Genomic DNA, 14,056 nt, shown 5'->3' with positions numbered 1-14,056 from the left:
TTGTGAATTGGTTTGTCAACTGTCAGTGGCTGTCATTAGCCTCGACGCATGACTAGTCAGACCACCGTCGACACGACCGGCCCGGCCGACAAGGCCCCGCCCGCCGCCTCCGGTCCGACCCCGGGCAAGGGGCTGCGCGGCCACCCTTGGTACACCCTGTTCACCGTGGCCGTGGGCGTGATGATGGTGGCGCTGGACGGCACCATCGTGGCCATCGCCAACCCGGCCATCCAGAAGGACCTGAAGGCCAGCTTCGCGGACGTCCAGTGGATCACCAACGGCTACTTCCTCGCGCTCGCCGTCACGCTGATCACGGCGGGCAAGCTCGGTGACCGGTTCGGCCACCGGCAGACCTTCCTGATAGGCGTGGTCGGCTTCGCGGCGGCCTCGGGCGCCATCGGCCTCTCCGACAGCATCGCCTTCGTGGTCGTCTTCCGAGTGCTCCAGGGCCTGTTCGGCGCACTGCTGATGCCGGCCGCGCTCGGTCTGCTGCGCGCCACCTTCCCGGCCGAGAAGCTGAACATGGCGATCGGTATCTGGGGCATGGTCATCGGCGCCTCCACCGCGGGCGGCCCGATCCTCGGCGGTGTGCTCGTCGAGCACGTCAGCTGGCAGTCCGTCTTCTTCATCAACGTGCCGGTCGGCATCATCGCGGTCGTCCTCGGCGTGGTGATCCTCACCGACCACCGCGCGGAGAACGCGCCGCGCTCCTTCGACCTCCCCGGCATCGGCCTGCTGTCCGGCGCCATGTTCTGCCTGGTCTGGGCGCTCATCAAGGCCCCGGAGTGGGGCTGGGGCGACGCCATGACGTGGTCGTTCCTGGCCATCTCGGTGGTCGGTTTCGCACTGTTCGCGTACTGGGAGAACAGGGTCGCCGAGCCGCTCATCCCGCTCGGGCTCTTCCGCTCCGTGGCGCTGTCGGCCGGTGTGATCCTGATGGTGCTCATGGCGATCGCCTTCATGGGCGGCCTGTTCTTCGTCACCTTCTATCTGCAGAACGTGCACGGGATGAGCCCGATCGACGCGGGCCTGCACCTGCTGCCGCTCACCGGCATGATGATCGTCGGCTCGCCCCTGGCCGGCGCGATGATCACCAAAACGGGACCGCGCATCCCGCTCGCGGGTGGCATGGCCCTCACGGCCATCGCCATGTTCGGTGTGTCGACGCTGGAGACGGACACGAGCAGCGGGCTCATGTCGATCTGGTTCGCGCTCCTCGGTCTCGGCCTCGCGCCGGTCATGGTCGGCGCCACGGAGGTCATCGTGGGCAACGCGCCGATGGAGCTCTCCGGTGTCGCCGGCGGTCTCCAGCAGGCCGCGATGCAGATCGGCGGCAGCCTCGGTACGGCGGTCCTGGGTGCCGTGATGGCTTCCAAGGTCGACGGCGACCTCGCGGGCAACTGGGCGGGCGCGGGCCTTCCGCAGCTCACCCCGGACCAGCTCGACCAGGCCAAGGAGGCCGTCCAGGTCGGCGCGGCGCCGGTGGCACCGGGCACGCCGGCCGAGATCGCCGAGAAGATCACGGGCGTCGCGCACGACACGTTCATCTCCGGCATGAGCCTGGCGAGCCTCGTCGCGGCCGGAGTCGCCTTCGTGGCCATCTTCGTCGCCTTCCTCACCAAGCGGGGGGCCAACGCGGAAGCGGGCGCGGGAGTCGGGCACATCTAGTCCGCTCTCTGTTTGTCCCTGTCGGCCATCTCCGGCCCGGCCCCGCCGAGTTCACTCGGCGGGGCTTTCGCCTATCAGGGTGACGCCGTTCCGTATGACTTTCATACCGCTCGTGCCGCAGGTCAGAGTGCTCTCAACTGATCCGTACGAAACGGGCAGTTCGGTGAGACCGGGGCGCGCTGCCGGAGGGGGGCGGCGCGCCACGGAACCGGTGGGAGAAAAAGTACGGGTCTGAACCGAACGGACCGGGGTACCCGACTTCCGAGCCCGAACCGGCCGGCATGCGGCCGGCTCAGAGGTCCAGGGAGTTGATGATGGCGGGCTTCGGTCACACCACGCGCAAACACCCTCGCTCACGTCGCCGTACGGGGTCACGGAGCGGGCCGGACCGCGCGACGCTCGGAATCATCGGAGTCATCTGCGCGGTCGCCGGGTTCTTCGTGCTGGGGATCATCCTCGGCCCACTGGCGATCGCCTGCGGATGGCTGGCCATGGGACGCCGCTGGAACGGCGCCCGCCCACCGTTGGCGCTGATCGCGCTGGTACTGGGCGCGATTGACACGATCCTGGCGATCGTATGGATCGCCGGAACGGCGGGCCCGGGCACCGGGATGTTCTAGCCGCACAGTGAAGGACAAGGCCCGTGCTGCGGGTTGGTCGTCGGGTGCGGGTCGTTCGTGGCTGGCTGCGCAGTTCCCCGCGCCCCTAAAAGACGTGCCTCTCTTTTAGGGGCGCGGGGAACTGCGCAACCAGCACCCCACCCACCCGCACCCGACGACCAACCCGCAGAGCACTCAGCTCAACTGCTCCTCCGCGGCAGCAGCCTGATGCGGAATCCGTCCGGACACAGACGAAGAGTCGGCCGGAGCCGACTCGGACAACGCGGCAACCTGCGCCCGCAGCGCGCGAACCTCCTCCGCCAGCGCCTCGATCGCCGCGGTCTGCCGCCGCTCCTCCACATCGTCCGACTCGAACCGCGAGATGAACCACGCGGCGATATTGGCGGTCACGACGCCGAGGAGCGCGATCCCGGACAGCATCAGCCCGACCGCTATCATCCGCCCGAGCCCCGTGGTCGGAGCATGATCGCCGTACCCCACGGTCGTCATCGTGGTGAACGACCACCACACCGCGTCACCCAGCGTCCTGATGTTGCCCTCGGGCGACTCCCGTTCGACGGACAGCACGGCGAGCGAGCCGAACATCAGCAGCGCCACCACCGCACCCACGACATACGTGGTCAGCCGTATCTGCGGCGCCATCCGGGCCCGCTGCCCGACGAGCAGCAACGTGGAGACGAGCCGCAGCAGCCGGATCGGCTGGATGAGCGGCAACAGCACCGCGCACAGATCGAGCCAGTGCGTACGGACGAACTCCCCCCGCCGCTCGGTGAGAACGAGCCGTACGAGATAGTCCAGGGCGAACAGCCCCCAGACCGCCCACTCCACCCTCGTGCACCAGGAGGTCACCTCCCGGTCGGCCTCGGGCCACACGATCGGTACGGCATAGGCGACGGCAAACGCCACAGCGAGCCCCAACAAGGGCCGCTGCGTGCGCTGCTCCCAACGGTCCTGCGCCGACTGCTGCTTCATGCGCGCATAGTAGAAAACGCGAAGGGGCGGCGTGACCCGTGGCCACACCACCCCTACCGCACTGTGCTAGACGCCCCCGGTCAGGAGCACTCCTTCAGGAGCACCCCTTCAGGAGCGCAGGGCGCTACGCATCCCCACCCGCGGCACCCGGATCCGCGGCAGCCGCGTCCAGCAACTGGTACCGGTCGATCGCCTGCTTGAGCACGGACCGGTCGACCTTGCCCTCACGCGCGAGCTCGGTGAGCACCCCCACCACGATCGACTGCGCGTCGATGTGGAAGAACCGCCGAGCGGCCCCCCGGGTGTCGGCGAAGCCGAACCCATCGGCACCGAGGGACTGGTAGGTCCCCGGCACCCAGCGAGCGATCTGGTCCGGAACCGACCGCATCCAGTCGGAGACGGCCACGAACGGACCCTGCGCCCCGGACAGCTTCTGCGTCACATAGGGAACCCGCTGCTCCTCCTCGGGGTGCAGCAGATTGTGCCGCTCCACCTCGACGGCCTCGCGCCGCAACTCGTTCCAGGAGGTCGCGGACCAGACATCGGCCCGTACGTTCCACTCCTCGGCGAGGATCCGCTGGGCCTCGACGGCCCACGGCACGGCGACACCGGACGCCATGATCTGCGCCGGGATCGAGCCCGAAGTCCCTTCCGCGTAGCGGTGGATGCCCTTCAGGATGCCCTCGACGTCCACGCCCTCCGGCTCGGCGGGGTGCTGGATCGGCTCGTTGTAGACGGTGAGGTAGTAGAAGACGTCCTCGCCGTGCGGGTGTTCGGCCGACGAGCCGTACATCCGCCGCAGCCCGTCCTGCACGATGTGCGCGATCTCGAACCCGTAGGCCGGGTCGTACGCGACACATCCCGGGTTCGTCGAGGCGAGCAACTGCGAGTGCCCGTCCGCGTGCTGCAGACCCTCACCGGTCAGAGTCGTACGACCGGCGGTCGCGCCCAGTACGAAGCCGCGCGACAACTGGTCGGCCATCTGCCAGAACTGATCGCCGGTGCGCTGGAAACCGAACATCGAGTAGAAGACGTACACCGGGATGAGCGGCTCGCCGTGCGTCGCGTACGCCGAGCCGGCCGCGATCAGCGAGGCGGTACAGCCCGCCTCGGAGATGCCGTCGTGCAGCATCTGCCCGGTCGGCGACTCCTTGTACGCGAGGAGCAGGTCCCGGTCCACGGCCTCGTACTGCTGGCCGAGCGGGTTGTAGATCTTCGCGCTCGGGAAGAACGAGTCCATGCCGAACGTGCGGTACTCGTCGGGCGCGATCAGCACGAACCGCTTGCCGATCTCCTTGTCCCGCATGAGGTCCTTGAGCAGCCGGACGAACGCCATGGTGGTGGCGATCGACTGCTGACCCGAACCCTTCTTCACACTCGCGTATGTCTTGTCCTCGGGCAGGGCGAGCGGCTTCGACCGCACGACGCGCGTCGGGACGTACCCGCCGAGCCCCTTGCGGCGGTCGTGCATGTACTGGATCTCCTCCGAGTTCCGGCCCGGGTGGTAGTACGGCGGCGCGCCGGACTCCAGCTCCTGGTCGGAGATCGGCAGGTGCAGCCGGTCACGGAAGCCCTTGAGGTCGGCGACCGTCAGCTTCTTCATCTGGTGCGTGGCGTTGCGGCCCTCGAAGTTCGGGCCGAGCGTCCAGCCCTTGACCGTCTGCGCGAGGATCACGGTCGGCTGGCCGCTGTGCGCCTTGGCCGCCGCGTAGGCCGCGTAGACCTTCTTGTGGTCGTGACCGCCGCGGCCCAGGTGCAGGATCTGGTCGTCGGTCATGTTCTCGACCATCGCCCGCAGCCGGTGGTCGTGACCGAAGAAGTGGTCGCGGATGTACGCGCCGGTCTCCGTGGCGTACGTCTGGAACTGGCCGTCGGGCGTGGTGTTCAGCTGGTTGACGAGCACGCCGTCGCGGTCCTGCGCGAGCAGCGGGTCCCAACTGCGGTCCCAGACCAGCTTGATGACGTTCCAGCCGGCGCCGCGGAACTGCGACTCCAGCTCCTGGATGATCTTTCCGTTGCCGCGCACCGGACCGTCGAGCCGCTGCAGATTGCAGTTGACGACGAAGGTGAGGTTGTCCAGGCCCTCGCGTGCGGCGATGGACAGCTGGCCGAGCGACTCGGGCTCGTCCATCTCGCCGTCACCGAGAAACGCCCAAACGTGGGACTTGGAGGTGTCCGCGATACCGCGCGCCTCCATGTAGCGGTTCATTCGCGCCTGGAAGATGGCGCCGAGCGGACCGAGGCCCATCGAGACCGTCGGGAACTCCCAGAAGTCCGGCATCGACCGCGGGTGCGGGTACGACGACAGGCCGTTGGGCGCCTTGGACTTCTCCTGGCGGAAGGCGTCGAGCTGCTGCTCGCTCAGCCGGTCCAGCATGAACGCGCGGGCGTAGATACCGGGGGAGGCGTGCCCCTGGAAGAAGATCTGGTCGCCGCCGTCGCCCTCGTCCTTGCCGCGGAAGAAGTGGTTGAAGCCCACGTCGTAGAGGGAGGCGGAGGACGCGAAGGTGGCGATGTGGCCGCCGACGCCGATTCCGGGGCGCTGGGCCCTGGACACCATCACGGCCGCGTTCCAGCGGGTCGCGTTCAGGATCTTGCGCTCGATCTCCTCGTTGCCGGGGAAGAAAGGCTCGTCCTTGGTGGCGATGGTGTTGACGTAGTCCGTGCTGCGCATCTCCGGCACGGCCACGCGCTTCTCGCGGGCCCGCTCGATCAGTCGCAGCATGAGATAGCGGGCCCGCTCCCGGCCCCGCTGGTCGACGGCGGCGTCGAGGGAGTCGAGCCACTCCTGGGTCTCTTCTGGATCGAAGTCAGGGACCTGACTCGGAAGGCCGCCAATGATGATCGGGTTGCGATCGGGTCCGGAAGCCACGCTGTTCCTTCGCTCTCAGGGGGCCGCTTTTTCTCGGTTTTTCTCGGTTTTTTCTTGGAGGGTCTCTCTGGTTACCTGGGTCTCTGCACCGTTCCCCATCGTGTACCTCGGGGGCGGAAACGTCATCTCTACCGAGAGGTAACCGAGACGTTCGTCCCGTCTCCCCAAGGGCGGGCCCGGCAAATCGCAACGATACGCCCGACCCGTGACGCGTACCGCAAAGCCTTTCGAGTCCCGTACCCTCGTAGGGTTCGTAAATCCACAAATGGGGCAGATTGGTGTGGTGTGCGTCACCAATGGCCAGGATTCTCTGCCTGGAGTTGCGGCGACACGGTCGGGATCGTCACCGTTTCGGCGGTCCCGACGGCCGGGTACTTGCGCGATCCGCCCCGCCCGTGTGGACTACGGCCAATGCTTCGCGCACGCGCGTGGCTTGAACTTCCCCAAGCTCCAGGCTTCGCCCGAGCAGGGGGAGACCCCATTACCGAACATGATCAGGAGGCAACCCGTGAGCGCGACCGCGGACCACGCGGAGGAGCGGACGAGCCTGGCCACCAGGCTGGGATTCCAGCCCGAGCAGGTGGTCCAGGAGATCGGCTTCGACGACGACGTCGACCAGGAGCTCCGCGAGGCCATTGAAGAAGTCATCGGCAGCGAGCTCATGGACGAGGAGTACGACGACGTCGCCGACGCCGTAGTGCTCTGGTTCCGTGACGACGACGGCGACCTGACGGACGCGCTGGTGGACGCCACCACGTACGTCGAAGAGGGCGGCGCCGTCCTGCTGCTGACGCCGAAGACCGGCCGAGACGGGTATGTGGAGCCCAGCGACATCGCGGAAGCCGCGACGACCGCGGGTCTGTCCCAGACCAAGAGCATCAGCGTGGGGAAGGACTGGAGCGGGACCCGGCTGGCTACGCCGAAGGCGGCCAAGTCAAAGCGGTGACGCTCCGCTGAGTTGGGCGGGGGTTCAGGGGTTGGCACCCCTGGGCCCCCGCTTTTCGTCTCCCGAGTGTGAGTGCCGGTGTGCGGGCGGCTGTGCAGGTGCGGGTGGGCCGTGGCTGGTCGCGCAGTTCCCCGCGCCCCTAAAAGACTGCGCAGTTCCCCGCGCCCCTGAGGTATTTCAGCCCCTCCGGCGTTTGAGGAGCGGGGTCTGGGGCGGAGCCCCAGGGGACGGGAATGGGTAGGGGCGGCGGGGGCGAAAAGGGGTCTCTGCGTAGGGTGGGTGCCCCGAACGGCCCATGGAAGGGATGCAGGACCATGACGATCGAGGTCGGCGACAAGGCCCCGGACTTCGAGCTGAAGGACAACCACGGCGCCACCGTGAAGCTCTCCGACTTCCGAGGCGCGAAGAACGTGGTGCTGCTCTTCTACCCCTTCGCCTTCACCGGCGTCTGCACAGGCGAACTCTGCGCCCTGCGCGACAACCTCCCGCAGTTCTCCGACCGCGACACCCAGCTGCTCGCCGTCTCCAACGACTCCATCCACACCCTGCGCGTCTTCGCCGAGCAGGAGGGCCTGGACTACCCGCTGCTGTCCGACTTCTGGCCGCACGGCGAGGTCTCGCGCGCGTACGGGGTCTTCGCCGAGGACAAGGGCTGCGCGGTGCGCGGCACCTTCGTCATCGACAAGGAGGGCATCGTCCGCTGGACCGTCGTCAACGCCCTGCCGGACGCCCGTGACCTGAACGAGTACGTGACGGCGCTCGACAGCCTGTGATCCGGACGTGAGCCTGTGATCCGGACGCGATTCCGACGCGATGCCGACGCGATCCCGGCATGATCCCGGCTCCGTGACCGGCCTGTGATGCCGACACTCTGGGATTCTTCACGCCCAGGGCCTGCGGCGGTGGGGAACCCCTCACTAGGATCGACACGTTGATCCGATACCAACGCACTACGGGGCGCACCGCCCCTGGACACCAATGGGAGGACTCGTGGGAGTCAGCCTCAGCAAGGGCGGCAACGTATCGCTGTCGAAGGAGGCCCCGGGACTGACCGCGGTCATCATCGGTCTGGGGTGGGACATCCGCACCACCACCGGTACCGACTTCGACCTGGACGCCAGCGCCATCCTGACGAACGCGGAGGGCAAGGTCAGCAGTGACGCCAACTTCGTGTTCTTCAACAACCTGAAGAGCCCCGACGGCTCGGTCGAGCACACCGGTGACAACACCACCGGTGAGGGCGAGGGCGACGACGAGCAGATCAAGGTCAACCTCGCCGGCGTCCCCGCCGACATCGAGAAGATCGTCTTCCCGGTCTCGATCTACGACGCCGAGAACCGCCAGCAGTCGTTCGGCCAGGTGCGCAACGCGTTCATCCGCGTCGTGAACCAGGCGGGCGAGGCGGAGATCGCCCGTTACGACCTCTCCGAGGACGCCTCCACGGAGACCGCGATGGTCTTCGGTGAGCTGTACCGCCACGGCGCGGAGTGGAAGTTCCGCGCCATCGGTCAGGGGTATGCCTCAGGTCTGCGCGGCATCGCGCAGGACTTCGGCGTCAACGTCTGAGCCACCTCGGGGTCGTGGTCCGGCCCCGAACAGCTTCAATCCGCTTCACCTTTTTTTCCGTCCGGCGTCGCACACTCCTAGTGCGGCGCCGGACGTGCTCGACAACCCAATGGCTTGACCGGGGAGGACAAGGATCATGGGCGTCACGCTCGCCAAGGGGGGCAATGTCTCCCTCTCCAAGGCCGCACCGAACCTCACACAGGTGATGATCGGGCTCGGCTGGGACGCACGCTCGACCACCGGAGCAGACTTCGACCTCGATGCCAGCGCGCTGCTGTGCAACTCGGGGCGGGTGCTCGGTGACGAGTGGTTCATCTTCTACAACCAGCTCAAGAGCCCGGACGGCTCGGTCGAGCACACCGGGGACAACCTCACGGGTGAGGGCGACGGCGACGACGAATCCCTCCTGATCGACCTCTCCAAGGTGCCCGCCAACGTCGACAAGATCGTCTTTCCGGTCTCGATCCACGACGCCGACAACCGCGGCCAGACCTTCGGTCAGGTCAGCAACGCCTTCATCCGGGTCGTCAACCAGGCCGACGGCCAGGAGCTCGCCCGCTACGACCTCTCCGAGGACGCCTCCACGGAGACCGCGATGATCTTCGGCGAGGTCTACCGCTACGGCGCGGAGTGGAAGTTCCGCGCGGTGGGGCAGGGGTACGCATCCGGACTGCGGGGCATCGCCCTGGACTTCGGGGTCAACGTCTCGTAGGGCCGTCGGCTCCGGGGAAGGTGCCCCCGGTGACCGAAGGAGAGGCCGCCGCCCGCCGTGCACCGAAAGCAGTGTGGCGGGCGGGGCCGAAGGTGCGTCACTGGCGTCCGCACCCTCTGGACCTGCGACTCTCCAGGTGGGGTGGCCCGGCCCTCTCGTCCGAGGGGTCGTCCCTCTAGACTTTGTGGTCAATGTTTCGTAAAGCCGGGTACGGCGGGGGGAAACCCCCTCCGGACTTCGTCCGGGGGTAGCCCCCCATACTCACGATTGGGTAGCCAGTGGTTCTGAAAACCTTCGGCTGGTCGTTCGCGGTCACCGCGCTCGGCTTGGTCGCAGCGGTGCTGATCGACGGATGGACCGCGTTCGGGATCGTGCTGATCCTGTCCATCCTCGAGATCTCGCTGTCCTTCGACAACGCGGTGGTCAACGCCGGCATCCTGAAGAAGATGAGTGCCTTCTGGCAGCGGATCTTCCTCACCGTCGGCATCCTGATCGCCGTCTTCGGAATGCGGCTCGTCTTCCCCGTCGTGATCGTCGCGATCAGCGCCTCCCTCGGCCCCATCGAGGCGGTCGACCTCGCGCTGAACGACGCCGACCGCTACCAGGAACTGGTCACGGACGCCCACCCGTCGATCGCGGCCTTCGGTGGCATGTTCCTGCTGATGATCTTCCTCGACTTCATCTTCGAGGACCGTGACATCAAGTGGCTCGGCTGGCTGGAGCGCCCGCTGGCCAAGCTCGGCAAGGTCGACATGCTGTCGGCCTGCATCGCCCTGATCGTCCTGCTGATCACCGCGCTGTACCTCGCCCCGAAGGCCCACCTGCACGCCGGGTCCGCCGACAAGGCGGAGACGGTCCTGCTCTCCGGCATCGCCGGCCTCATCACCTACCTCATCGTCGGCGGGCTCTCCGGCTTCTTCGAGAACCGTCTGGAAGAAGCCGAGGAGCGCGAGCACGAGGAAGAGGAGGAGGCCAAGCGCAGCGGCAAGCAGGTCTCCGCGGGGGCACTCGTCGGCAAGGCCGCCTTCTTCATGTTCCTGTACCTCGAGGTCCTGGACGCGTCGTTCTCCTTCGACGGCGTCATCGGCGCCTTCGCCATCACGAACGACATCATCCTGATGGCCCTCGGCCTCGGCATCGGCGCCATGTACGTCCGGTCGCTCACGGTCTACCTGGTCCGCCAGGGCACCCTCGACGACTACGTCTACCTGGAGCACGGCGCCCACTACGCGATCGGTGCCCTCGCCGGCATCCTGCTCATCACGATCCGCTTCGAGGTCAACGAGATCGTCACCGGCCTCATCGGTGTCGTCCTCATCGCCTGGTCCTTCTGGTCCTCCGTGCGCCGCAACCGAGCGATCGCGGCCGCCGAGGGAAAAGCTGAGGCCTCGGACGACAAGGCTGAGATCTCGTCCGGGGTGTGACACCGCTCCGAGTGAGGAACGCTCTGTGAGGGGCGGCCGTCGAGGGAATCCTCGCGGCCGCCCCGGCGCATTCATCGAGGTGAACAGGGAAGCGTGGGGGCGGGAATGAGCTTCTGGGAAGGCTTGTGGCGCGGCCGGTCGACGGACTTCGACTCGGGCAGCGCGGCGACCAACGCCATAGAACTGACCAAACGGAACCACACCATCTCGCTCACCAAACAGGGCGCCGCCACCGGCAACCTCCGCATCAACCTGTCCTGGCGGATGCGCACCTCCGACATCGGCGGGTCCCAGCGGGAGAGCCTGCTGCGCCACCCCTTCAAGGCCTTCAAGCCGGACGTGGTGCAGGCACACACCCAGAGCATGGTCAACGTCGACCTCGACCTGGGCTGCATGTACGAGCTCGCGGACGGCACCAAGGGAGTCGTCCAGCCACTGGGCGGCTTCCTGGGCGAGCTCAACGGCGCGCCGTACGTGAAGCTCAGCGGTGACGACCGCTTCGGCTCCGGCTCCGGCGAGACGATCTTCGTCAACCTCGACCACCGCGAGCAGATAAAGCGGCTCCTGGTCTTCGTCTACATCTACGACCAGACCCCCGCCTTCGACCGTACGCACGCGATCGTGACGCTCTACCCGAGCAACGGCCCCCGGATCGAGATCGGCCTCGACGAGCGGCACTCGCAGGCCAGGTCCTGCGCGGTGGTCATGATCGAGAACGTCAAGAACGAACTGGTGGTGCGCCGCGAGGTGAAGTTCGTGTACGGGTTCCAGGCCGAGCTCGACCGGCTCTACGGCTGGGGCCTGCAGTGGGGCCGCGGCTACAAGACGAAAGCCGACCGCTGACCGGCCGCTGCCGCTGGGCTTGGCGGGGGCGCCTCAGGGCTCGGGGGGTCCGGGTCGGTGGCGGCTGCGGGTTGGTTGTGGCTGGTCGCGCAGTTCCCCGCGCCCCTTCGGGCGCCTCAGGGTGCTCCCTAGCGGCCGATGAACTGGGGGCCCTGCGGGGGCAGCCTGAAGTCCGGGTCGGGCAGGGGGGCCACCGGCTGGGGGTAGCCGTAGCCGGAGTGGGCGGTGGCCGGGGCCGGCTGGGACGGGGCCGTCTGCGGGTAGCCGTAGGCGGGCTGGCTGGTGGGCTGTGGGTAGCCGTACGCGGGCTGCACGGCGGGCGGCTGCTGCCGGGTGGGCTCCGGGCCCGCCGCGGCCGGTGGATAGCCGTACGACGGCTGCTGGGGCATCGGGGGCAGCTGCGTGGGCTGCTCCGGCGGCAGCGGCTGCGCACCGGCGGGCGGGCCGGGCAGGGCGGACGCCGATGGGTCCGCGACCTCGGACTCGTCCACCGAGATGCCGTAGTCCGAGGCGAGCCCCTGCAGACCGTTCGTATAGCCCTCGCCGAGCGCCCGGAACTTCCAGCCCTCGCCGCGGCGGTACAGCTCGCCGCAGACCAGCGCGGTCTCCTCGCCGGTCTGTGGCTTGATGTCGAAGTACGCCACCGGCTCGGCGTCCCCGAGGACGGCGTCGTACAGCAGGATCCGCAGGGCGCTGACCCGGTCGAAGGTGACGCCGTCGGCCGAAGCGACAAGGAGAATTCGGCCCACTCCATTGTCAACGCCGACGAGATCCGACTGAATCGTGTCGGTGAGTCCCTCGGCGAGACCCTCGTTCACGCGCTTCTTGCCGAGTCGCCAGACCTTGCCCGAGGGATGCCGGGGCTGGTTGTAGAAGACGAAGTCCTCGTCGGACCGCACACGACCGTCGAGGCCGAGGAGCAGCGCGGAGGCATCCACGTCCGGGACACCCCGTCCCGGCGTCCAGCGCAGCACGGCGCGCACCGCAGTGGCGTCCAGCGGGACGTTCGACCCCTTCAGCATCGCGTGCGTCATGCGGTCATCCTGCCTTCTCGGTCCTGGTCACGACAACGCGGGGGTGATTTCCCGACCGGCCCGATCCGCGGACGGGAGACACAATGGTGTTTGCCTGCGTTACCTGAATTTCATGCCCGGTGGGAACCCTTGACATGGATCTCTACGTACTATTACCGGCCACATATCGTCAGGCCGCCTAGCCGCCCCGGGGGAGACTCATGCGTCATTTCGGGCAAATCGCCCCTGAGGTGCGGGAACGCCTCTTCCACCAGGAGCCGTGCGTCTTCACCGCGGACTCCTCGGCCAGAGTGCTGGCCGTGGCTCTCGGAGCCACCCTCTACAGCCCTGCCACCAGGCCGAAGCTGGCGGACGACATCGTGAAGCAGACCGGCCGCGGTGTCGTCTCGATGGTGCTGTGCCTGGAGGACTCGATCGACGACGCGGAGGTTCCGGAAGCCGAGGCGAACCTCGTCCGGCAATTCGCCGACCTGGCCGAACGTTGCCCGGAGACCGAGCTTCCGCTGCTGTTCGTCCGGGTCAGAGCGCCCGAGCAGATCCCCGACCTGGTCGGGCGGCTCGGCGAATCCGTCCGCCTGTTGTCCGGATTCGTACTGCCGAAGTTCACCGAGGAGCGGGGGATCCCGTTCCTGGAGGCGCTCACCGCGGCCGAGTCCGCGAGCGGGCGACGGCTGTTCGCGATGCCCGTCCTGGAATCGCCCGATCTGCTGTACCGCGAGTCGCGCGCGGAGACCCTCGCCGGGATCTTCCGCGCCGTCGACAAGTACCGCGACCGGGTGCTCGCGCTGCGGCTCGGCGTCACCGACTTCTGCTCCGCGTACGGACTGCGCAGGGCGCCCGACATGACCGCGTACGACGTGCAGATCGTCGCGTCCGTGATCGCGGACGTGGTGAACGTGCTCGGCAGGGCCGACGGCACCGGATTCACGGTGACCGGGCCCGTGTGGGAGTACTTCAGGGTCCAGGAGCGCATGTTCAAGCCGCAGCTGCGGCGCAGCCCCTTCACCCCGGAGGCCGAGGACTTGCGCGCCCTGCTGATCGAGCACGACATGGACGGTCTGCTGCGGGAGATCTCCCTCGACCGGGCCAACGGACTGCAGGGCAAGACCTGCATCCACCCCTCGCACGTCCTGCCCGTGCACGCGCTGTCCGTCGTCAGCCACGAGGAGTTCAGCGACGCCCAGGACATCCTGCGGCCCGAGCGGGGCGGCGGGGGCGTGCTGCGGTCCGCGTACACGAACAAGATGAACGAAGTGAAGCCGCACCGCGCCTGGGCGGAGCGCACCCTCCAGCGGGCCGAGGTCTTCGGCGTCGCGAACGAGGACATCGGCTTCGTGGAACTGCTCGCCGCGGGAATCCCCGGCTGACACACCCATCACGCCCTCATCACACCCGCTTA

12 protein-coding genes are annotated in these 14,056 nt (G+C 67.8%); 9 read left to right on the top strand and 3 right to left on the bottom strand.

The genetic code is table 11. From position 1 onward, the window contains the following. Positions 1-48: 48 nt before the first annotated feature. Together ACN20J_RS16565 and ACN20J_RS16560 are read left to right on the top strand one after the other, a co-directional pair. Complete coding sequence (locus ACN20J_RS16565; RefSeq protein ID WP_361994337.1) at positions 49-1,668, top strand: MFS transporter; 1,620 nt, start codon at positions 49-51, stop codon at positions 1,666-1,668. A 311-nt stretch (positions 1,669-1,979) separates the two neighbouring features. Beyond that, entirely contained in the window at positions 1,980-2,288 is a 309-nt protein-coding gene (locus ACN20J_RS16560) for a small hydrophobic protein (RefSeq protein WP_189838502.1), read from the top strand. Between the two features lie 174 nt (positions 2,289-2,462). Here ACN20J_RS16560 and ACN20J_RS16555 read toward each other — a convergent pair whose 3' ends face one another. Both ACN20J_RS16555 and aceE read right to left on the bottom strand, forming a co-directional pair. Next, complete coding sequence (locus ACN20J_RS16555) at positions 2,463-3,260, bottom strand: potassium channel family protein (RefSeq protein WP_189838065.1); 798 nt, start codon at positions 3,258-3,260, stop codon at positions 2,463-2,465. A gap of 124 nt (positions 3,261-3,384) precedes the next feature. After that, the gene (gene aceE, locus ACN20J_RS16550) at positions 3,385-6,132 is read right to left on the bottom strand and encodes a pyruvate dehydrogenase (acetyl-transferring), homodimeric type (protein ID WP_190228055.1); all 2,748 of its coding nucleotides are present in this window, start codon (positions 6,130-6,132) and stop codon (positions 3,385-3,387) included. Between the two features lie 508 nt (positions 6,133-6,640). On the opposite strand from aceE, the gene ACN20J_RS16545 reads away from it, so the two are divergent. The 6 genes from ACN20J_RS16545 (at position 6,641) to ACN20J_RS16520 (ending at position 11,623) form a co-directional block, all read left to right on the top strand. Next, a complete protein-coding gene (locus ACN20J_RS16545; RefSeq protein ID WP_055611766.1) occupies positions 6,641-7,078 on the top strand; it encodes a DUF3052 domain-containing protein in 438 nt (145 codons plus the stop codon). 314 nt (positions 7,079-7,392) lie between these two features. Further along, positions 7,393-7,851 carry a peroxiredoxin gene (locus tag ACN20J_RS16540; protein ID WP_055617905.1) on the top strand — a complete coding sequence of 153 codons (459 nt, stop codon included), beginning with the start codon at positions 7,393-7,395 and terminating at the stop codon, positions 7,849-7,851. A 217-nt stretch (positions 7,852-8,068) separates the two neighbouring features. Beyond that, positions 8,069-8,644, top strand: a complete 576-nt coding sequence (locus ACN20J_RS16535; protein WP_055617911.1) for a TerD family protein — start codon at positions 8,069-8,071, stop codon at positions 8,642-8,644. 136 nt (positions 8,645-8,780) lie between these two features. Continuing rightward, a complete protein-coding gene (locus ACN20J_RS16530; RefSeq protein WP_055617906.1) occupies positions 8,781-9,356 on the top strand; it encodes a TerD family protein in 576 nt (191 codons plus the stop codon). Between the two features lie 278 nt (positions 9,357-9,634). Further along, positions 9,635-10,780 carry a DUF475 domain-containing protein gene (locus tag ACN20J_RS16525; protein WP_190228056.1) on the top strand — a complete coding sequence of 382 codons (1,146 nt, stop codon included), beginning with the start codon at positions 9,635-9,637 and terminating at the stop codon, positions 10,778-10,780. 105 nt (positions 10,781-10,885) lie between these two features. Further along, positions 10,886-11,623, top strand: a complete 738-nt coding sequence (locus tag ACN20J_RS16520; protein WP_189838069.1) for a TerD family protein — start codon at positions 10,886-10,888, stop codon at positions 11,621-11,623. Between the two features lie 128 nt (positions 11,624-11,751). Here ACN20J_RS16520 and ACN20J_RS16515 read toward each other — a convergent pair whose 3' ends face one another. After that, the gene (locus ACN20J_RS16515) at positions 11,752-12,657 is read right to left on the bottom strand and encodes a TerD family protein (protein WP_189838070.1); all 906 of its coding nucleotides are present in this window, start codon (positions 12,655-12,657) and stop codon (positions 11,752-11,754) included. Between the two features lie 200 nt (positions 12,658-12,857). Between ACN20J_RS16515 and ACN20J_RS16510 the strand changes: the two genes are divergently transcribed. After that, a complete protein-coding gene (locus tag ACN20J_RS16510) occupies positions 12,858-14,024 on the top strand; it encodes an HpcH/HpaI aldolase/citrate lyase family protein (protein WP_419666201.1) in 1,167 nt (388 codons plus the stop codon). The last annotated feature ends 32 nt before the right edge of the window (positions 14,025-14,056 follow it).

The organism is Streptomyces sp. 2-1 (assembly GCF_048564895.1).
Classification (GTDB): domain Bacteria; phylum Actinomycetota; class Actinomycetes; order Streptomycetales; family Streptomycetaceae; genus Streptomyces; species Streptomyces phaeochromogenes.
Note: the sequence above shows the minus strand (reverse complement) of the source record. Positions and strands in the feature narration are given on the sequence as shown.

Bases quoted from the DNA above. Each gene is read 5' to 3' on its own strand.
- ACN20J_RS16565 (WP_361994337.1), top strand. From the start codon at position 49: ATGACTAGTCAGACCACCGTCGACACGACCGGCCCGGCCGACAAGGCC.
- ACN20J_RS16560 (WP_189838502.1), top strand. From the start codon at position 1,980: ATGATGGCGGGCTTCGGTCACACCACGCGCAAACACCCTCGCTCACGT.
- ACN20J_RS16555 (WP_189838065.1), bottom strand. From the start codon at position 3,260: ATGAAGCAGCAGTCGGCGCAGGACCGTTGGGAGCAGCGCACGCAGCGG.
- ACN20J_RS16540 (WP_055617905.1), top strand. From the start codon at position 7,393: ATGACGATCGAGGTCGGCGACAAGGCCCCGGACTTCGAGCTGAAGGAC.
- ACN20J_RS16530 (WP_055617906.1), top strand. From the start codon at position 8,781: ATGGGCGTCACGCTCGCCAAGGGGGGCAATGTCTCCCTCTCCAAGGCC.
- ACN20J_RS16520 (WP_189838069.1), top strand. From the start codon at position 10,886: ATGAGCTTCTGGGAAGGCTTGTGGCGCGGCCGGTCGACGGACTTCGAC.
- ACN20J_RS16515 (WP_189838070.1), bottom strand. From the start codon at position 12,657: ATGACGCACGCGATGCTGAAGGGGTCGAACGTCCCGCTGGACGCCACT.
- ACN20J_RS16510 (WP_419666201.1), top strand. From the start codon at position 12,858: ATGCGTCATTTCGGGCAAATCGCCCCTGAGGTGCGGGAACGCCTCTTC.